The sequence below is a fragment of the Tersicoccus solisilvae genome (assembly GCF_014643255.1).
GTDB classification, from domain to species: Bacteria; Actinomycetota; Actinomycetes; order Actinomycetales; family Micrococcaceae; genus Tersicoccus; species Tersicoccus solisilvae.
On record NZ_BMJI01000007.1, the window covers coordinates 23,663 to 42,565 of the forward strand.

The 18,903-nt window shown below is 72.4% G+C and carries 13 protein-coding genes, 1 tRNA gene and 1 riboswitch; of the genes, 3 read left to right on the plus strand and 11 right to left on the minus strand.

Features of this window, described 5'->3' with window-relative positions:
- Positions 1 to 7: 7 nt before the first annotated feature.
- From IEX22_RS07730 to IEX22_RS07740, 3 genes are all read right to left on the minus strand, one after another.
- The gene (locus IEX22_RS07730) at positions 8 to 2,521 is read right to left on the minus strand and encodes a GcvT family protein (RefSeq protein WP_188667769.1); all 2,514 of its coding nucleotides are present in this window, start codon (positions 2,519 to 2,521) and stop codon (positions 8 to 10) included.
- Positions 2,518 to 3,666, minus strand: a complete 1,149-nt coding sequence (locus IEX22_RS07735; RefSeq protein WP_188667842.1) for an aromatic ring-hydroxylating oxygenase subunit alpha — start codon at positions 3,664 to 3,666, stop codon at positions 2,518 to 2,520. Before IEX22_RS07735 ends, IEX22_RS07730 begins: the two co-directional genes overlap by 4 nt.
- A gap of 100 nt (positions 3,667 to 3,766) precedes the next feature.
- The gene (locus IEX22_RS07740) at positions 3,767 to 5,062 is read right to left on the minus strand and encodes an NAD(P)/FAD-dependent oxidoreductase (protein ID WP_188667770.1); all 1,296 of its coding nucleotides are present in this window, start codon (positions 5,060 to 5,062) and stop codon (positions 3,767 to 3,769) included.
- A 254-nt stretch (positions 5,063 to 5,316) separates the two neighbouring features.
- On the opposite strand from IEX22_RS07740, the gene IEX22_RS07745 reads away from it, so the two are divergent.
- Together IEX22_RS07745 and IEX22_RS07750 are read left to right on the plus strand one after the other, a co-directional pair.
- Positions 5,317 to 5,655, plus strand: coding sequence for a bifunctional 3-phenylpropionate/cinnamic acid dioxygenase ferredoxin subunit (locus IEX22_RS07745; protein ID WP_229659857.1), 339 nt, complete (start codon positions 5,317 to 5,319; stop codon positions 5,653 to 5,655).
- Positions 5,656 to 5,747: 92 nt separating this feature from the next.
- Positions 5,748 to 7,661, plus strand: coding sequence for a BCCT family transporter (locus tag IEX22_RS07750; RefSeq protein WP_188667771.1), 1,914 nt, complete (start codon positions 5,748 to 5,750; stop codon positions 7,659 to 7,661).
- Positions 7,662 to 7,763: 102 nt separating this feature from the next.
- Here the strand turns inward: IEX22_RS07750 and IEX22_RS07755 are convergent, their stop codons facing one another.
- The 6 genes from IEX22_RS07755 to IEX22_RS07780 all read right to left on the minus strand — a co-directional run bounded on the left by IEX22_RS07755 (position 7,764) and on the right by IEX22_RS07780 (position 15,860).
- Positions 7,764 to 9,098, minus strand: coding sequence for an LLM class flavin-dependent oxidoreductase (locus tag IEX22_RS07755; RefSeq protein WP_188667844.1), 1,335 nt, complete (start codon positions 9,096 to 9,098; stop codon positions 7,764 to 7,766).
- Between the two features lie 46 nt (positions 9,099 to 9,144).
- Complete coding sequence (locus tag IEX22_RS07760; RefSeq protein WP_188667772.1) at positions 9,145 to 10,521, minus strand: MFS transporter; 1,377 nt, start codon at positions 10,519 to 10,521, stop codon at positions 9,145 to 9,147.
- Between the two features lie 35 nt (positions 10,522 to 10,556).
- Positions 10,557 to 10,673, minus strand: a riboswitch (SAM riboswitch).
- Between the two features lie 159 nt (positions 10,674 to 10,832).
- Positions 10,833 to 11,747: a succinate--CoA ligase subunit alpha gene (sucD, locus tag IEX22_RS07765; protein ID WP_188667773.1), complete on the minus strand. Its 915-nt coding sequence runs from the start codon at positions 11,745 to 11,747 to the stop codon at positions 10,833 to 10,835.
- An 18-nt stretch (positions 11,748 to 11,765) separates the two neighbouring features.
- The gene (gene sucC, locus IEX22_RS07770; RefSeq protein WP_188667774.1) at positions 11,766 to 12,929 is read right to left on the minus strand and encodes an ADP-forming succinate--CoA ligase subunit beta; all 1,164 of its coding nucleotides are present in this window, start codon (positions 12,927 to 12,929) and stop codon (positions 11,766 to 11,768) included.
- A 214-nt stretch (positions 12,930 to 13,143) separates the two neighbouring features.
- Positions 13,144 to 15,687 (minus strand): DNA helicase PcrA, encoded by a 2,544-nt coding sequence (pcrA, locus tag IEX22_RS07775; RefSeq protein ID WP_188667775.1) that lies wholly within the window; start codon positions 15,685 to 15,687, stop codon positions 13,144 to 13,146.
- A 96-nt stretch (positions 15,688 to 15,783) separates the two neighbouring features.
- Positions 15,784 to 15,860 (minus strand) — tRNA-Arg (locus tag IEX22_RS07780).
- Between the two features lie 161 nt (positions 15,861 to 16,021).
- Here IEX22_RS07780 and IEX22_RS07785 point away from each other — a divergent pair.
- Positions 16,022 to 16,249, plus strand: a complete 228-nt coding sequence (locus IEX22_RS07785) for a hypothetical protein (protein ID WP_188667776.1) — start codon at positions 16,022 to 16,024, stop codon at positions 16,247 to 16,249.
- Positions 16,250 to 16,333: 84 nt separating this feature from the next.
- Here the strand turns inward: IEX22_RS07785 and rraA are convergent, their stop codons facing one another.
- Together rraA and IEX22_RS07795 are read right to left on the minus strand one after the other, a co-directional pair.
- Positions 16,334 to 16,849 (minus strand): ribonuclease E activity regulator RraA, encoded by a 516-nt coding sequence (gene rraA / locus IEX22_RS07790; RefSeq protein ID WP_188667777.1) that lies wholly within the window; start codon positions 16,847 to 16,849, stop codon positions 16,334 to 16,336.
- Between the two features lie 26 nt (positions 16,850 to 16,875).
- A complete protein-coding gene (locus IEX22_RS07795) occupies positions 16,876 to 18,813 on the minus strand; it encodes an ABC transporter ATP-binding protein (RefSeq protein WP_188667778.1) in 1,938 nt (645 codons plus the stop codon).
- Positions 18,814 to 18,903 lie beyond the last annotated feature (90 nt).

Genomic DNA, 18,903 nt, shown 5'->3' on the forward strand with positions numbered 1-18,903 from the left:
CCTGCCCTCAGCCGCGCACCCGCTCCCCCGCCGGGTCCACGAGCGGCTCCGCGGCGACGGTCGCGGCCACGGGCCGCCCGAAGTACTCGATGGTCACCGGGTCGCCCACGTCCAGCCCGGCCGGCAGCCAGGCGTAGGCCACCGGCCGCCCGACGGTGAAGCCGAACGCGGCGCTGGTCACGTACCCGGCCGGCCGGTCCCCGACCAGCACGGGCTCCTTCCCCAGCGGCACGCTCAGCCCGTCGTCGACCGTCAGGCACGTGAGCCGGCACGGGTCGGACCGATGCGCTGCGGCCGCCCGGCCCACGTAGTCCACCGTCGTGGTGGGACTGAGCGCGAAACCGAGACCGGCCGCCTCCGGGCCGTGCTCGGTGGTCATGTCCGTGCCCCACGAGCGGTACCCCTTTTCCAGGCGCAGCGCGTTGAACGCCGCGCGGCCGGCGGCGACGACGCCGTACGGCCGGCCCGCCTCCCACAGCGCGTCCCACAGGGCCGGCCCGTCCTCGGCCGCCGCGTACAGCTCCCACCCGAGCTCCCCGACGTAGGACAGGCGCAGTGCCCGGACCCGGATACCGGCGATCTCGATGGTCGCGCCGCGGAAGTACCGCATGCCCTCGTTCGTCAGATCGGCGTCGGTCAGACGGGACAGCGCCGCGCGGGCGTTCGGACCCCAGAAGCCGATGCAGCAGGTCGTGTCGGTGGTGTCGGTGACCGTCACCGGCGCACCGCCGGCGGCCAGGGCTTCGGCCGCGGCCTTGACCAGCAGGTCGACGTCGATGCCGCCGTTGGCGCCCACCTGGAACAGCTCGTCCTCGATCCGGGCGACGGTCAGGTCGGAGCGGATGCCGCCGGCGACGTCGAGCGCCAGGCAGTAGGTGACCGCGCCGACGGGCTTGTCCAGCTTGCCGCTGGTCAGGTGCTGCAGCAGGGGCAGCGCGCCCGGCCCGGCCACCTCGACCCGCTTCAGGGGGGTCATGTCGTACATCGCGAGCGACGTGCGGGTCGCGTGGGCCTCCGCCGCGGCGATCGGCGAGTGGAAGCGCGCCGCCCACGGGTCCCGCGCCCGCGGCGCCCACGCCGCCGGGAGGGCGTCGACGAGGGGGGCGTTGGCCTCGTACCAGTGCGGCCGTTCCCAGCCGCCCGCCTCGAGGAAGAAAGCGCCGAGCTCCACCTGGCGGGGGTGGAACGGGGACAGGCGCAGGTCGCGCGGGGAGAGCCGGGGCTGCAGGGGGTGGATGATGTCGTACACCTCGACGAAGTTCTGCGCCGAGGTCTCCCGCACGTACGCGGGGTCCCGCTGAACCGACTCGAACCGGGCGAGGTCCAGTTCGTGCAGGTCGATCTCCGGGTGCTCGTCGACGAGCAGCTGCGCGACCGAGCGGGCGACGCCGGCCGAGTGGGTCACCCACACGGCCTCGGCCACCCAGAAGCCGCGCACCTGCGCCGACTCCCCCACCAGCGACCCTCCGTCGGGCGTGAACGAGAAGATGCCGTTGAACCCGTCCGCCACCTCGGCCCCGCCCAGGGCGGGCAGCAGCTGCACGCTCTCCTTCCACGACGGCTCGAAGTCCTCGGGGGTGAAGTCCAGCCGGGACGGCATCGCCCGGGGGGTGACGGCGGCGGGGTCGGTGCGGGCGATGTCCGCCGGGTCCACGGGCATCGGCCGGTGCGCGTAGCTGCCGATGCCGAGGCGATCCCCGAGCTGCCGGTAGTAGAGGTCGCGGTCCTGGTGCCGCAGCATCGGCAGCGCGGCGTCCACGCCGGTGGGCCGCGCCACCGCGGCCAGTTCCGGCAACGCCGTCGTGGTGGCGTACTGGTGCGCCATGGGCAGCAGCGGGACGTCGACGCCGGCGAGGTCGCCGACCTGCGGTCCCCAGAAGCCGGCGCAGGAGACGACCACGTCGGCGCCGAGGGTGTCCTCGGCGGCTCCGGGCCCCGCCTCACGGGATGACACCCGTACGCCGCGCACCCGGCCGTCCCGCACGTCGACGCCGGTCACCCGGGTCCCGCCGACGAACCGGACGCCGCGGGCGCCGGCCCGGGTGATCAGGGCGTCGACCGCCCGCACCGCCGACGCGAGCCCGTCCGAGGGGATGTGCAGGGCGCCGAGCACCCGGTCCGCGTCGAGCAGGGGGAACCGGCGCGCGGCCTCCGCCGGGTCCACGAGGGCGGCCTCGATGCCCCAGGACCGGCTCCAGCCGAGCTTGCGGTGCAGCTCGGCCAGCCGCTCGGGCGTGGTGGCGACCTCGATGCCGCCGACCGGGGTGAACGCGTCCAGCTCGGTCAGTTTCTCCACGGTGTAGGCGGCGAGCTTCGTCATGGTCCGCGACGTGTTGATCTGGAAGACGAGGCCCGGGGCGTGCGAGGTGGACCCGCCCGTCAGTGGCAGCGGCCCCTGGTCGACGACGGTCACGTCGGTCCAGCCGCGGGCGGCCAGCTCGTCGGCCAGGTTGGCCCCGACGATGCCCGCGCCGATGATGACGACCCGCTTCCCGCGCGCGGGGGCGCCGCCCGGACTCATCGCGATCCCTCCACCGGATCGAGACCGGCGAGCCGCTCCAGGACCCAGTCGTGGAAGGCGCCGATGTGGTGCTCGCTCGGCACGAGGACCCCGCCCTGCGCGTAGATCCGCGAGCCCATCGCCGGCTGACAGCGCTCGCACGCGTCGAAGTCCTGCTGGTTGACCCGGTGGAACAGCTCGACGGAGGCGGCCAGGTCCTTCCCGGACTCGACGACCGACGGGAGGTACAGCCAGTCGCACTCGACGACGGTGTGGTCGACGGCGAGCGGGAACATCCGGTGGATGATGACGTGGTCGGGCACGAGGTTGACGAACACCGTCGGCTTGATGGTGACGGCGTAGTACCGCCGGTCGTGGTCGTCGTCGACCCCGGGCAGCTTGTCGACGCCCGCCGACCCGTCGATGGTGAACCCCTGCACGTCGCCGCCGAACTCGGCGCCGTGGCCGACGAAGTACTGCGCGGCCAGCCCGTCGGCGAACTCCGGGAGCACCTCGGTCAGCTCCGGGTGGATGGTGGCGCAGTGGTAGCACTCCATGAAGTTCTCGATGATGAGCTTCCAGTTGGCCGCCACGTCGTAGACGATGCGCCGGCCCAGGCTCAGGTGCGCGATGTCGTAGCCGTCGATGGCGTGCGCGTCGCCGAGCCGCTCCTCGATGGCGCCGACGACGTCCTCCTCGAACGACGGCGGCTCCTCGGCCAGGCAGAGCCACACGTACCCGAGGTATTCCCGGACGGCCACGTGCACCAGCCCGTACACCTGCCGGTCGATGTCGGGCATCTTCGTCAGGTTCGGCGCGGCGATCAGCTTGCCGTCCAGGTCGTAGGTCCACGCGTGATACGGGCACTGGAACGCCCGGGTCGTCTCACCGGACTCCTCCATACAGAGCTTGACCCCGCGGTGCCGGCAGATGTTGTAGTACGCCCGCAGCTCCATCCTCCGGTTGCGGGTGACGATGACGGACTCCCGGCCGATGGTCACGGTCCGCCAGGCGCCCGGCTTGTCCAGGTCGTCGGCGCGGACGGCGCAGAACCACATCCGTTCGAGGATGCGGTCCTGCTCCGCGGCGAAGACGGCCGGATCCACGTACGTGTGGCCCGGCAGCGTGGGGATGAGGCTCTCGGAGATCCGGGCCAGGGGGTTCATGCGGTCCTCCACGGGGGTGAGGGTGGGGATGGGGTGGCGGGGAAGGGACACGGTCGCGGGCGCCGGGCGGAACGGACGCCGGAGCCGGCGGTGGGCGGGCTCAGGAGGCGAGCGCGGTGCCCGTGCCGGCGACGACGTTGCTGGTGGTCGCGGCGGCCCGGCTCGCCGGGTCGGCGGTGGGACCGGCGCCGAGGGCGCGTCGAGCCCGGGTGAACAGCTTGGGCTGATTGACCCCGAGCACGGCCACGGGTTCGCCGGCGCGGTAGTACCGGGCGAGGAAGGAGCGGTCGGCGAGACCGCCCTCCTCGATGCGCAGCTCGTCGTGCCCGGCGACGACGCCGGCGACCTGCAGCCGCAGATCGTACTGATCGGACCAGAAGTAGGGGGCCCGCGCGCTGCGGCCGGGCGCGGCGAGCAGCACGTCGGCGACGACGCCGGCCCGCTCGACGGCGCCGGTCCAGTGCTCCAGCCGGTGGTGGACGCCGCGGTACCCGTCCCACCAGGCGGCGCAGTCGCCCACGGCGACGACGCCGGGCGCGACGCCGGCCTCCATCTCGTCTCGGGCGCCGGCGACGGCGCCACCACCGCGCCCGTGCAGAGCCCGGCCGGTCGCGTCGCAGAGCACACCGCCGTCCGCCGCGAGCCGCAGCCCCGAGCCCGCCAGCCACCCGGTGGCCGCCCGCGACCCGATGCCGACGACGACCACGTCGGCGGGCAGCACGGTGCCGTCGGCGAGCCGGAGCGCGGTGGCGGTCGTGCCTCCGGCGTCCCGGTCGACGTCCACGACGCGCGTCGGCGCGATCACCCGCACCCCGTGCGCACGGTGCTCCGCGGCGAGGAAGTCCCCGATCGGCGCCCCGAGCTGCCGCCGCAACGGCACCGCGTCCTGGGCGAGGAGCGTGACGTCGGCGCCGAGGGCGACCGCGCTCGCGGCGATCTCCGTGCCGATGAACCCGGCCCCGACGATCACGAGCCGGCGGCCGGGGCCCAGGTCCGCGCGCAGCCGCTCGGCGTCGGTCACGGTGCGCAGAGTGTGCACGGTGGGCCCGACCGGCACGAGCGGGTGCGGCACGGCATCGGCTCCGGTCGCCAGGACCACGCCGTCGGCGGCGATCGTGCGCCCGTCGGCCAGCCCCACCCGGCGGGACCGGGCATCGAGGGAGGTGGCCGGGGCGCCGAGCAGCCACCGCGCGTCCAGGTCGTCGTCCGTCTCGAGGGCGAGGTCCGCCGTCGAGCAGCTCCCCCGCAGATAGTCCTTCGTCAGCGGGGGCCGGTCGTACGGTCGGTGCTGCTCCGCCCCGACGACGGTCAGGTCCCCGGCGAACCCCCCGGCCCGCAGGGCGCGGGCGGCGCTCAGGCCCGCCAGGGAGGCTCCCACGATGATGATCGAGTGCAAACGCCCTACCTTCGCGCCGCTGGTGACCGGAATCGACGAGAACGACCGTCGAGGTCGCCGGCTGCCGATGCGGTCCAGCGTGCCGGTGAGCGCCGGAGGGTGTCAAGCATTCGGGACAAGTAAAATTGATGTTTCCGCGATCTTGTATATCTGTCATCTCGCCCTTACACGGCAGGGGTTGACGGTGCCTTCCCCGGGCGCGGATGCTGGACGGACCACCGGGCGTCCGTCCGCGCCGGGGAAAGGGAGTCATCGTGCACCGTGCCTGCCCACTGGACGACCTTCCCCCGGGCGAGTCGCTGCGGCTGGAGACCGACCCACCCATCGCCGTGTTCCGGACCGACGACGGCGAGGTCTTCGCCATCGACGACACCTGCACCCACCAGGACGCGTCGCTGGCGGACGGCTGGCTGGAGGGATGCGAGGTCGAGTGCCCGCTGCACGCGTCCCGGTTCGATCTGCGCACCGGTGAGGTCGACGCGCCTCCCGCGAAACGCCCCGTCCGCACCCACCGCGTCGAGGTGGTGGACGGCGTCGTGATGGTCGAGGAGTCAGCGGAGGCACCCAATCTTCCCCCCGGATTGAGCCGCTGAGACCCCCGGGGCGTAACGTCGAACGACGTCACGAAACCGAGAAGCACGGGTGAGGTCGGTGTCGCAGGCCCCGCCCCGGAGAGGAAACCTCCATGAGTATCGACCACGACAAGACGACGTCACCGCCCGGTGACGCCCCGCCGGACGACATCCCCCCGGTTCTGCAGGACAGTTCCGAGGCGGGCGCCGAGCAGGAGACGGATCTGCTCGACTCCCTGCGGCAGACGCGCCGCGACGCGCGCCGCGGCTTCGCCAACGGGGAGGAGGTGGGCCGGCTCGATCCGTGGATCATCGGGATCGTCGGCGCCATCGTCCTCGGGCTGGTCGTCTGGGGCTTCCTGAGCCCGACGAGCCTGTCCACCGTCGCCTCGGGCGCGCTGACCTGGGTGCTCGACTCGGCCGGCTGGCTTTATGTGCTGGTGGCCTCCCTGTTCGTCGTCTTCGTCCTGTGGCTGGCACTGGGCCGGTACGGCCGGATCCCGCTGGGCCGGGACGGCGAGGCGCCGGAGTTCCGGACCGGGTCCTGGATCTCCATGATGTTCGCCTGCGGCATGGGCATCGGCCTGATGTTCTTCGGCGTGGCCGAGCCGCTGACCCACTTCGTCACGCCCCCGCCGGGCACCGTCGACGGGCAGACCCCCGAAGCGATCCAGACCGCAATGGCCACGTCCCTGTTCCACTGGACGCTGCACCCGTGGGCGATCTACGCCGTCGTCGGCATCGCCATCGCGTACAGCACGTTCCGGCTCGGCCGGAAGAACCTGCTCTCGGAGGCCTTCGTGCCGCTGTTCGGCCGCCGCGGCGTCGACGGCTGGGGCGGCAAGGTCATCAACATGCTCGCGATCTTCGCGACCCTGTTCGGGTCGGCCGCCTCCCTGGGCCTGGGCGCCCTGCAGATCGGTGCCGGCCTGCAGTTCAACGGCGTGATCGGCGAGAGCGCCACCCCGGTGCTCGTGCTCATCATCGCCCTGCTGACCGCCGCCTTCGTGGCGTCCGCGGTGTCCGGCATCGAGCGCGGCATCCAGTGGCTGGCCAACACCAACTCGGTGCTGGCCGTCATCCTGGCGGTCTTCATCTTCGTGGTGGGCCCGACGATGTTCATCCTCAACCTCATCCCCGCGGCGGTCGGCGACTACTTCAGGGATCTGGCCGAGATGGCGTCGCGGACCTCCGCCACCGGGGGCGACGGGATGGCCGCCTGGCTCTCGGGCTGGACCATCTTCTACTGGGCGTGGTGGATCTCGTGGACGCCCTTCGTCGGGCTGTTCATCGCCCGCATCAGCCGGGGCCGCACCATCCGGCAGTTCGTCACCGGGGTGCTGCTCGTGCCGTCGGTGATCTCGGTGATCTGGTTCGCGATCTTCGGCGGAACGGCGATCTTCCAGCTGCAGCAGAACCCCGACGGCGGTCTGGCCGAGGCGATCAGCGATTCCAGTTCGACGATCTACGTGATGTTCCAGAACCTCAACCTGCAGCCCTGGCTGCTCGGGGCCCTGGTGGTCCTCGCGATGATCCTGACCGCGATCTTCTTCGTCACGGGTGCGGATTCCGCGTCGATCGTCATGGGGTCGCTGTCCTCCAACGGCACCATGGAACCGAAGAAGCCGCTCGTCGTGTTCTGGGGCGTGCTGATGGGCGCCGTCGCGGCGGTCATGCTGCTGGCCGGCGGGGACAAGCCCGACGAGGCCCTGACCGGTCTGCAGAACATCACGATCGTGTCCTCGTTGCCCTTCGTGATCGTGATGATCCTGCTCTGCGTGGCGTTGGTGAAGGATCTGCAGAAGGACCCGATCTGGCTGCGCCGGCAGCTCTCCGAGTCGATCATGCGGCGGACGATCCGCGATGCGGTCGAGGAGCACGGACACCAGAAGTTCGACCTGGTGACCCGCCGGTCGGATTCGCCGGACACGGGGTCGATCCCGGCGGTCGACGCCACCGCCGGGGGCGAGCCGATCTATGCCGCCGGCAACGGGCGGCGGTTCCGGTTCCCCTGGCAGCGGGACTGAGCGCGCGGCCCTGCTGTCCTGGCGCGACGACTGTCTTGTCCCGACGACGGAGGGCGGTCACCCCGCGGGGTGACCGCCCTCCGTCGTCGGGACGGCGCCGCCTCAGACCCGCGCGCGCCGGAAGCCGGCCCCGTGGTGGTCGGCGGGCAGCGCGGGACCGGCGCCGGAGAGCGTCTCGCGCAGCGTCGCCCCGGCACGCGCCGGCTCCAGCAGGCCGCGGCGGAACAGCTCCGGGCTGACCCGGCGCACGAAGGATTCCGTGTCCGCGGGCCGGACCGCCGAGATGACGTTGAACCCGTCGACGTCGGCCTCCGCGACCCACCGCTCCAGTTCGTCGGCCACCGTGGCGCCGGACCCGGTGAGAACCGGGCCGCGGCCACCGATCCCGACGAACTCGGCGAGCCGGCGCGGGGTCCAGCGGGCGCCCTCGTCCAGCGTCGTGAAGGCGGCGAGCGCGGACTGGTTGGCGTCGGTGACGGCATGCGTCAGCGGGGCGTCCGGGTCGGCCGTCGACAGGTCGACCCCGGTCCAGCCGGCGAAGAGCGCCAGCGCGGCGTCGACGTCCACCCAGGGCCGGTAGCTCTCCAGCCGCTCCCGGGCGGCCTCGTCGGTGCGGTCGGCCACCACGGTGACGCCGGCGAGGATCTTCACCGCGCGGGGATCCCGGCCCGCGTCGGCGACCTCCCGCCGGATGGTGCGCACCCACCGGGCCACCACCTCCGGGGTGTGCCCGATGAGGAAGATCGCCTCCGCGTGCCGCGCGGCGAACCGCTGCCCGCGGGAGGCCCCGGCCTGGAAGAGGAACGGCGTGCGCTGCGGTGAGGGCTCCACCAGCGCCGGTCCCGGGACCGTGAACGCCTCGCCGTGGTGTCCGGCGCCGTGCACGCCCGCCGGGTCGGTGTAGACCCCGGCCTCGCGGTCGCGGCGAATCGCGCCGTCGTCGAAGCTGCCCTCCCACAGCCGGTAGAGCACGTCGAGGTACTCCTCGGCCCGCTCGTACCGCGCGTCGTGACCCAGCTGCCGGTCCAGCCCCAGGTTCCGGGCCGCCGAGTCCTGGTAGGAGGTGACGATGTTCCAGGCCAGCCGGCCGCGGGTCACGTGGTCCAGGGTGCTCAGGCGCCGCGCCAGCAGGTACGGATGCTCATAGCCGGTCGACGCGGTGACGCCGAAGCCGAGCCGCGTGGTGGCCTGGGCGAGAGCGGGTACCAGCACGGTCGGGTCGAGCAGCGGGAACTGCACGCCCCCGCGGACGGCCTCCTCGGCGCTGTCCCGGTACACGTCGTACTGACCGAGCACGTCGGCGAAGAACAGGTTGTGGAAGCCGCCCTGCTCCAGGGTCCGGGCCAGCTGCACCCAGTAGTCGATGTCGGTGTATTCGGCGCTGCGGTCCTCCGGGTGGCGCCACAGGCCGGGGCTCTGGTGCACCGGGGTCGGCATGTCGAAGGCGCTGAGCAGGATCGGGCGGCGCGCGCCCCTGGTCGGATCAGACACGGCTGTATCCCTTCGTCTCGGAGGCGGCCGCCGGGACGGCCGCCGCGTCGGTCGGAGCGTCGGCGTCCGGCGCCGTCCCGGCGCGGCGGGCGTCGCCGACCGGGTCCGCGGCGGCGGCCGCCGAGATCACGCTGGCCACGGCCAGTACGGTGATGTACACGCAGATCAGCCAGGGGGCATTGCCGCCGAGGGCCAGCAGTCCCGCCGCGATGAAGGGCGTCAGCCCGCCGGAGAGGATGGTGCCGACCTGGTAGCCGAGGCTGACGCCGCTGTAGCGCACGTGGACGGGGAACTGCTCGGCGAACCAGGCCGCCTGCGGGCCGTAGATCGCGTCGTGCAGGCCGTTCATCAGCAGGACGTACACCAGCGGCAGCAGGGCGAGCGGCCCGCCGTCCAGGAACACGAAGTAGGGCCACACCAGCACGCCGGCCAGGACGGCGGAGACCAGGCTGATGCGGCGTCGTCCCCAGCGGTCCGACAGCCAGCCCCAGAACGGCCCCGAGAGCAGGCCCAGCGCCGAGCAGATCAGCACCGCGGCGAGCACGCTGCCGGGGTCGCCGCGCTTCGCGGTCACGTAGGTCAGCGTGTAGACGGTGAGGATCGAGTAGATCGCCGGCTGCACGAGGCGCTGGCCGATGGTGACGAGCACGCCCCGGGGGTGGTGGCGCAGCACCTCTCGGACCGGGGCGTGGGCCGTCTGCTCGGTCTCGCGCAGCCGGGTGAACTCGGCGGCGTCGCGCACGCCCAGCCGGATCCACAGGCCGATGCCGACCAGCAGCGCGCTGGCGAGGAACGGCAGCCGCCAGCCCCACGCGAGGAACGCCTCCTCGCCGAGGCCGGCGCGCGCACCGGCGAACGCCGACGTCGCCAGCAGCATCCCGGCGGCGGAGCCGATCTGGGTGAAGCTGCCGAAGAAGCCGCGGTGGGCCGCCGGCGCGTGCTCGACCGAAAGCAGGGCGGAGCCGCCCCACTCGGCACCGGCGGACAGGCCCTGGGCCAGGCGCAGGACGACCAGGGCGACCACCGAGAACCAGCCGCCGACGGAGAACGTGGGCAGCAGCCCGATGCCGGTGGTGGCGACGCCCATGGTCAGCAGCGAGATGACCAGCAGGGACTTGCGGCCGATCCGGTCGCCCAGGTGCCCGGCGACGATTCCCCCGAGCGGCCGGGCGACGAAGGCGATCGCGAAGGTCGCGAAGGAGGCGAGGATGCCGCCCAGGGACGAGCCCTGGGGGAAGAACTGGGTGCTGAAGATCAGCGCCGCGGCCGTGCCGTAGAGATAGAAGTCGTACCACTCGATGGTGGTGCCGACGAATGCCGAACCGAGCACGCGCTTGCGGGTGAGCGCGCTCCTGCTGGCCTGGAACATGGGTTCCCCCTCGGGGATCCGGGCGCACCCGAGGGCCGCCGTCCTTGCCCACGGCAATGGCGCGCGGGCCGAATCGTCACCTGGGGCACCCCGCGACAGCGGCGAGGGTTGCCGTCCAGCCGGCCAGGGCCACGGGGCTGGAACTCATGATTCTTCGGACCACGCTAGACGGGCACCGGGCCTGCCCGCGAGCGCTCGGGTTCACGTTTCGTCATCCGCCCGGAGGTGCGCGACAGTGCCCCCGGGAACGACGACGGCCCGCCCCCGGCAGAACCGGGGACGGGCCGTGCGGTGTCGCTCGAGACGGCGGATCAGCCGGGGTAGACCTCGCGCAGCAGCGCGGCGGTCTCGGACGGGGTCTTCCCGACCTTGACGCCGGCCGCCTCGAGGGCCTCCTTCTTCGCCTGGGCGGTGCCCGCGGAGCCCGAGACGATGGCGCCGGCGTGACCCATCGTCTTGCCCTCGGGGGCGGTGAAGCCGGCGACGTACCCGACGACCGGCTTGGTCACGTTGGCCTTGATGTACTCGGCGGCCCGCTCCTCGGCGTCGCCGCCGATCTCGCCGATCATCACGATGGCCCTGGTCTCCGGGTCCGCCTCGAACGCGGCGAGGGCGTCGATGTGGGTGGTGCCCACGATCGGGTCGCCGCCGATGCCGATGGCGGTGGAGAAGCCGAGGTCACGCAGCTCGTACATCATCTGGTAGGTCAGGGTGCCGGACTTGGAGACCAGCCCGACGCCGCCCTTGCCGGTGATGTTCGCCGGGGTGATGCCGGCCAGCGCCTCACCCGGGGTGATGATGCCGGGGCAGTTCGGCCCGATGATCCGGGTGCGCTGCTGGCCGTTCTCGTCCGTCGTGGCCTGGGCGTGCGCCCAGAACTCGGCGGAGTCCTGCACGGGCACGCCCTCGGTGATGACCACCGCGAGGCCGATGCCGGCGTCGATGGCCTCCATGACGGCGTCCTTGGTGAAGGCGGGCGGGACGAAGAGGACCGACGTGTTGGCCCCGGTCTTCTCCATGGCCTCGGCGACGGAGCCGAAGACGGGCAGCTCGACGGCGTTGCCGTCCTTGTCGGTGTGGCTGACGGTGGTGCCGGCCTTGCGGGCGTTGACCCCGCCGACGACGTTGGTGCCGGCCTTGAGCATCAGCGCGGTGTGCTTGGTGCCCTCGCCGCCGGTGATGCCCTGGACGATGACCGTGGAATCGGAGTTCAGAAAGATCGACATGGTGGTTGTTCTCGTCCCTTACTTCGCTGCGAGCTCGGCGGCCTTGTCGGCGCCCTCGTCCATGGTGGCGGCCTGGGTGACCATCGGGTGGGCGGCGTCGTCGAGGATCTTCCGGCCCTCGTCGACCTTGTTGCCGTCCAGGCGGACGACGAGCGGCTTGGTGGCCTCGTCGCCGAGGATCTGCAGCGCCTTGACGATGCCGTTGGCCACGGCGTCGCACGCGGTGATGCCGCCGAAGACGTTGACGAACACGCTCTTGACCTGCGGGTCACCCAGGATGACGTCCAGGCCCGCGGCCATCACCTCGGCCGAGGCGCCGCCGCCGATGTCGAGGAAGTTGGCCGGCTTGACGCCCGCGTGCTTCTCGCCGGCGTAGGCGACGACGTCGAGGGTGGACATGACCAGACCGGCGCCGTTGCCGATGATGCCGACCTCGCCGTCGAGCTTGACGTAGTTCAGGTCGGCGGCCTTGGCCTTGGCCTCCAGCGGGTCCGCGGCGGCCTTGTCCTCGAGGGCCTCGTGCTCCGGGTGGCGGAAGGAGGCGTTCTCGTCGAGGGAGACCTTGCCGTCCAGGGCCAGGATCTTGCCGTCGCCGGTCTTGACCAGCGGGTTCACCTCGACGAGGGTCGCGTCCTCCTCGGTGAAGACGGTCCACAGCGTGGTGATGGTGGCGATCACCTGGTCGCGGATGTCGGCGGCGAAACCGGCGGCGTCGACGATCTCGGCGGCCTTGGCGTCGTCGATGCCGACCGCGGGGTCCACGGCGATGCGGGCGAGGGCCTCGGGCCGCTCCACGGCGAGCTGCTCGATCTCCATGCCGCCCTCGACGGAGCACATGGCCAGGTAGTTGCGGTTCGCGCGGTCCAGCAGCACGGAGAAGTAGAACTCCTCGGCGATGTCGGCGCCCTGCGCGATCATGACCCGCTTGACCTCGTGGCCCTTGATGTCCATGCCGAGGATCTGCTCCGCGTAGGACCGGGCCTCGTCGGCGGTCTTGGCGACCTTGACGCCGCCGGCCTTGCCGCGGCCACCCACCTTCACCTGCGCCTTGACGACGGTGACCCCGCCGATCTTCTCTGCGGCCGCCTGAGCCTCGTCTGCGGTCTGCGCCACGATCCCGGCCAGCACGGGAACCCCGTGTGCCTCGAAGAGATCGCGCGCCTGGTATTCAAACAGGTCCACGGAAAGTGTCCTTCTACGTCGAAGTCGTCTGCGGTCCGGACCGGTCACCTGCACGAAGCTGGGCGGAATGCGCCCCCGGCGACCGGGGCGGTGGAGCGGTCGAGCTCGGGTGCTCCGTCGGTCAGTGTATCGCCCGGGCAGGGACGGCCCCGCTCGATGACGAGGCGCCGTGATCCGACTCACACGCCGGCGTCGACGCCGTCGTCCGCCGGACTCACCCCACCTTGGTCAGCGGGGCGTAGCGCAGGAGCAGCCGCTTCTCCCCCATGCTGAAGGCGACCTTCGCAACGCTCTTGTCCCCGGCACCCTCGACGCTGACGACGGTGCCCGCCCCGAACGTGGTGTGCTGCACCCGGTCCCCCGGGGTCAGGTGCGGGACCTCCTTGGCGGGCTGCACGCGGCCGACGGCGACGGCGCGCGGGGTCCCGACACCCCCGGCGGCGGACCGGGAAGCACCCCCGCGGGACGTGCCGGCGCCCCACCAGGACCCGGCCTTCTCGGCGCCGTCCCACGTGGTCGCGGCCAGCCGCTGCGCGTTCGTGGTGGAGCCCTGCCGCTTCCAGTCGATCAGGTCGGCGGGCACCTCCTCGAGGAACTGGCTGGCCGGGAAGTACTGGGTCTGGCCCCACAGGCTGCGGTACTCGGCGCGGGTGAGGTACAGCCGCCGCCGGGCGCGGGTGAGCCCCACGTAGGCGAGCCGGCGCTCCTCGGCCAGCTCGGCGGGGTCGGTCATGGACCGCTGGTGCGGGAACACGCCGTGCTCCAGCCCGGTGAGGAACACGACGGGGAACTCGAGGCCCTTGGCGGTGTGCAGGGTCATCAGGGTGACGACGCCGAGCCGCTTGGCCTCGGCGACCTCGGCCTCCACCGAGTCCGGGGAGGAGGGGATCTGGTCCGCGTCGGCGACGAGGGAGACCTGCTCGAGGAACTGGGCGAGCGTGCCCTCGGGGTTCTCCTGCTCGTACTCGCGCACGACGGCGAGCAGCTCGGCCAGGTTCTCCACCCGGGACTCGTCCTGCGGGTCCTGGCTGCGGCGCAGCGACTCGAGGTACCCGGTCTGCTCCAAGATCGCCTCCAGCGCCGCGGACGCCCCGGCCGTGGCGGCGACCTCGCTCAGGTCGTCGAGCAGCTGGACGAACTCGGCGACGAGCTTCGCCCCGCGGGTGGCCATGGCCGGGGCCTCGTCGGCCCGGCGCAGGGCGGCCATGAAGGAGATCCGCTCCCGTTCGGCCAGGGCCGCCACGGCGCCCTCGGCCCGGTCACCGATGCCCCGCTTGGGCTCGTTGAGGATGCGGCGGAGGTTGACGTCGTCATCCGGGTTGACGAGCACGCGCAGGTACGCGAGGGCGTCCTTGATCTCCTTGCGCTCGTAGAACCGGGTGCCGCCGACCACCTTGTACGGCAGGCCCACCCGCATGAGGATCTCCTCGATCGAGCGGGACTGGGCGTTGGTGCGGTAGAAGATCGCGACGTCGCCGGGCCGGAGGCCTTCCTCGTCCTGGAGGCGGTCGATCTCGGTGGCGATGAAGCGGGCCTCCTCGTGCTCGTTCTCGCCGGCGTAGCCGATGATCCGGGGGCCGGCGCCCTCGGCGGTCCACAGCCGCTTCTCCGGCCGGTCCGGGTTGCGGGCGATCACGGCGTTCGCGGCCGAGAGGATCGTCTGGGTCGAGCGGTAGTTCTGCTCCAGCAGGATGGTGCGCGCCTGCGGGTAGTCCTGCTCGAAGTCGACGATGTTCCGCACGTCGGCGCCGCGGAAGGCGTAGATGGACTGGTCGGAGTCGCCGACGACGGTCAGCTCCCCCGCCTCGTCGCCCTCCCCCACGAGTTCGCGCACCAGCGCGTACTGGGCGTGGTTGGTGTCCTGGTACTCGTCGATGAGGATGTGCCGGAAGCGGCGCCGGTAGGACTGCGCGACCGCCGGGAACGCGCGCAGCAGGTACACCGTCTGGGCGATCAGGTCGTCGAAGTCCATCGCGTTCGCCTGGCGCAGCCGCTGCGTGTAGCCGCGGTAGACCTCGGCGACGGCGGACTCCATGGGGTTGGTCGTGTCGGCCCGGCCGGCGAACTCCTCGTCGTCGACCAGCTCGTTCTTCAGCGCGGAGATGCGGTGCTGGATGGAACGCGGCGGGAACCGCTTGGGGTCCAGGTCGAGGTTGCGGGCGACGAGCGTGATCAGCCGCAGCGAGTCCGCGGCGTCGTAGATCGAGAAGTTCGAGTTCAGCCCGACGGACGCGGCCTCCCGGCGCAGGATCCGCACACAGGAGGAGTGGAACGTGGAGATCCCCATCATCTTCGCCCGGCCACCGACCAGCTCCTCGACCCGGTCCCGCATCTCGGCGGCGGCCTTGTTGGTGAAGGTGATGGCGAGGATCTCGCCGGGGTGCGCCCGGTGGGTGGCCAGCAGGTAGGCGATCCGGTGGGTGAGCACCCGGGTCTTGCCGGAGCCGGCGCCCGCGACGATGAGCAGCGGACTGCCGGCGTGAGTGACCGCCTCCTCCTGCTGGGGGTTCAGTCCCTCCAGCAGGGCGCGGGCGCGGGGCGAGTCGCGTGGGTCGCGGGCACCGGACCGCCCGGGGTCGGCGTCGGGTCGCAGCACCGCGGGTCCGTGGTCGTCGTGATACCGGTCGCCGGCAGTGCCGTCGTCATGGCCGCCGCTGCGGGGTCGGCCGCCGCGCGAGCCGGCGACGGTCGTGCCGCCGCGCTCGGCGGCGGCGTCGCGGTGCGTGCCGGGGGTGAAGCTGTCGAAAAGGTAGTCCATCGCCTCTCCAGCTTAGGCGCGGGCACCGACAGGACCGGTCCGCACCACGGCGTGGTGTCCTCATCGGTGGGGATGAACATCGTCGGCTGACGCCGGTGGTGCCCCTGGCCGGAATCGAACCGACGGCCTGCCCTTTAGGAGAGGGCCGCTCTATCCTACTGAGCTACAGAGGCGCGCCCGGATGGGCGGATTCCAGTCTAGCCGTTCGCCGCGGGGCGGGTCCTCGACCCGGTGCGGCCCGGACGGCGACTTCCCGGGCCGGACTCTGGTCGCGGTCAGACTCACGCACTAGCGTGTCTGCCGGGGCCGACGGAACCACGGGGGTGATTCCACGATGTACGTGATCCGACAGACGACGGGCGACAAGCTCGGCGACGTGGCGGAGCTGGCGCGTCAACTGCGTGACGCGGCGGTGCTCGCGGGACCGCAGGACGAACAGGCCGCCGCGGTGTGCGCCGCGGTCGGTGCCGAACTCGACGCCATCCTGACCAACCGGCGCGACCAGGACCCGGTGTTCGAGGTCACCACCGTGCCCGGCCTCGGGACCGGCACGCGCGGCTGACCGCACGAGCCCTGGCTGACCGGCGCACCGTTCGCGCGGACAGTGTTCGCGCCGGTCAGGGTTCGCGCCGGTCAGTGCCGCCGGTCAGCGTTCGACGACGATGCCGTCCTCGTCGGCCCACACCGTGGCCCCGGGCCGGAAGGTCACGTCGCCGAAGGTGACCGGCACGTCCCGCTCCCCGGTCCCCTCCTTGGCGCTCTTGCGGGGGTTGCTGCCGAGTGCCTTGACGCCCAGCGGCAGCGTCGCGAGCGCGGCCCGGTCCCGGACGGGCCCGTGGATGATGACCCCGGCCCAGCCGTTCTGCACCGCGGACGCGGCGATCAGATCGCCCATCAGTGCCGTGTGCATCAAGCCGCCGCCGTCCACCACGAGCACCGCGCCGTCGCCGGGACCGGCCAGCACCGACTTGACCAGCGCGTTGTCGTGGCGACACCGCACCGTGCGGACGGGTCCGCTGAACCGGGTGCGGCCGCCCAGGTCGAGGAACGGCACGTCCACGGACTGCAGGTCCTCGCCCCGCTCGTCCCACAGGTCGGCGGTCGCCCGCGCGGTGGGGTCGGCGGCGGTGCGGTCGGTACCGGCGGGATCGGTCGGGGTCATGGCGGCGCCTCTCGTCGGTGCGGGTGTCAGGTGGCCAGCGCGGGTGCCTGGCCGGCGTCCCGGCTCGTGGCTCGGCGGTCCCCGTCGGCCTCCTGAGCGGTGTCCTGGTGCGCGAACTGGGTCGCGTGGAGTTCGGCGTAACGGCCGCCGGCGGCGAGCAGCTCGGTGTGGGTGCCGCGCTCGACGACCCGGCCACCCTCGATCACGAGGATCGCGTCCGCCGCGCGGATGGTCGAGAGCCGGTGGGCGATCACGAGCGCGGTGCGCCCCGCCAGGGCCTCCCCGAGGGCGGCCTGCACCGCGGCCTCGTTCGTGGAGTCCAGGGCGGAGGTCGCCTCGTCCAGGATCACCACGCGCGGGTGCGCCAACAGCAGCCGGGCGATGGTCATGCGTTGCCGTTCGCCGCCGGAGAGCCGGTAGCCGCGCTCCCCCACGACGGTGCTCAGCCCGTCGGGCAGAGCACGGATCACGGCCTCGAGCCGGGCCCGCCGCAGGGCGTCCCAGATCTGCACGTCGCTGGCGTCCGGCCGGGCGAGCGCGAGGTTCGCGCGCACGGTCTCGTGGAACAGGTGCCCGTCCTGGGTCACCATCCCGAGGGTGTCCCGCAGGGACGCGAAGGACACGTCCCGCACGTCCACCCCGCCGTAGGTGATGGCGCCGTCGGTCACGTCGTACAGGCGGGCCACCAGTTGCGCGATCGTCGACTTGCCGGCGCCGGAGGAGCCCACCAGCGCGACGGTCTGCCCGGGCTCGATGCTGACGGAGACGTCGTGCAGCACCTCCTCCCCGCCCCGGGTGTCCAGGGTGGCGACCTCCTCGAGGGAGGCGAGCGAGACGTCCTTCGCCGCCGGGTAGGCGAAGGACACGTGGTCCAGGGTCACGCCGATCGGTCCGGGCGGCAGCGGCGCGGGATCCTCCTTCTCGACGATCAGCGGCGTCAGGTCGAGGACCTCGAACACTCGCTCGAAGCTGACCAGGGCGCTCATGATCTCCACGCGCGCACTGGCGAGGGCCGTCAGCGGCACGTACAGCCGGGTCAACAGCAGTGCCAGGGTCACGACGTCGCCGGGGTTGAGGGTGCCGACGATGGCGAGGAAGCCGCCGAGCCCGTACACGAGGGCCAGGGCGAGCGCGGAGACGAGGGTGAGGGCGGTGACGAACACCGTCTGCAGCATCGCCGTCTTGACGCCGATGTCCCGCACCCGGCCGGCGCGCAGCGCGAACTCGGCGGACTCGGCCTCGGGCTGGCCGAACAGCTTGATCAACGTGGCGCCCGGGGCGGAGAACCGCTCCGTCATCTGGGTGCTCATCGCCGCGTTGAGGTTCGCCGCCTCCCGCTGCAGGGACGCCAGCCGACCGCCCATCCGGCGGGCGGGGATGAGGAACAGGGGCAGCAGCACCAGCGCCAGCAGGGTGATCTGCCAGGAGATGCTGACCATCACGGCAACGGTCAGGACCAGGGCGACGACGTTGCTGACGACACCGGACAGGGTGCCGCTGAACGCGCGCTGCGCCCCGAGCACGTCCGAGTTCAGGCGGCTGACCAGCGCCCCGGTGCGGGTGCGGTTGAAGAAGGCGACGGGCATCCGCTGCACGTGGTCGTAAACGGCGCGACGCAGGTCGAGGATGAGCCCCTCCCCGATCCGGGAGGAGAACCAGCGGGTCAGCAGGCCCAGGCCGGCGTCGGCGAGCGCGGCCACCGCGATCAGCACGGCCAGCCAGGTCACGGTGCCGACGGAGCCGCGGCCGGTGATGGCGTCGACCACCTCGCCGGCGAGGATCGGCGTCAGCACCGCGAGCACGGCGGAGGCGACCGAGAGCACGACGAAGACGATCAGTCGCGTCCGGTGCGGCGCGGCGAACGCCATGATCCGGCGGAACGTCGCCGGGGAGAACGCGCGCCGCTCCCCCGTGTCGGACACCATCCGCCACAGGGACGAATGGGCGGCCCCTTCCATGCTCATCGTGCTCAGCTTCCTCTCGGCGACGCGTGCTGCCTCCAGTCAACCACCGTGCACCGACGGCTGTTCCCCCGGTCGGCACCCACCGGCCGG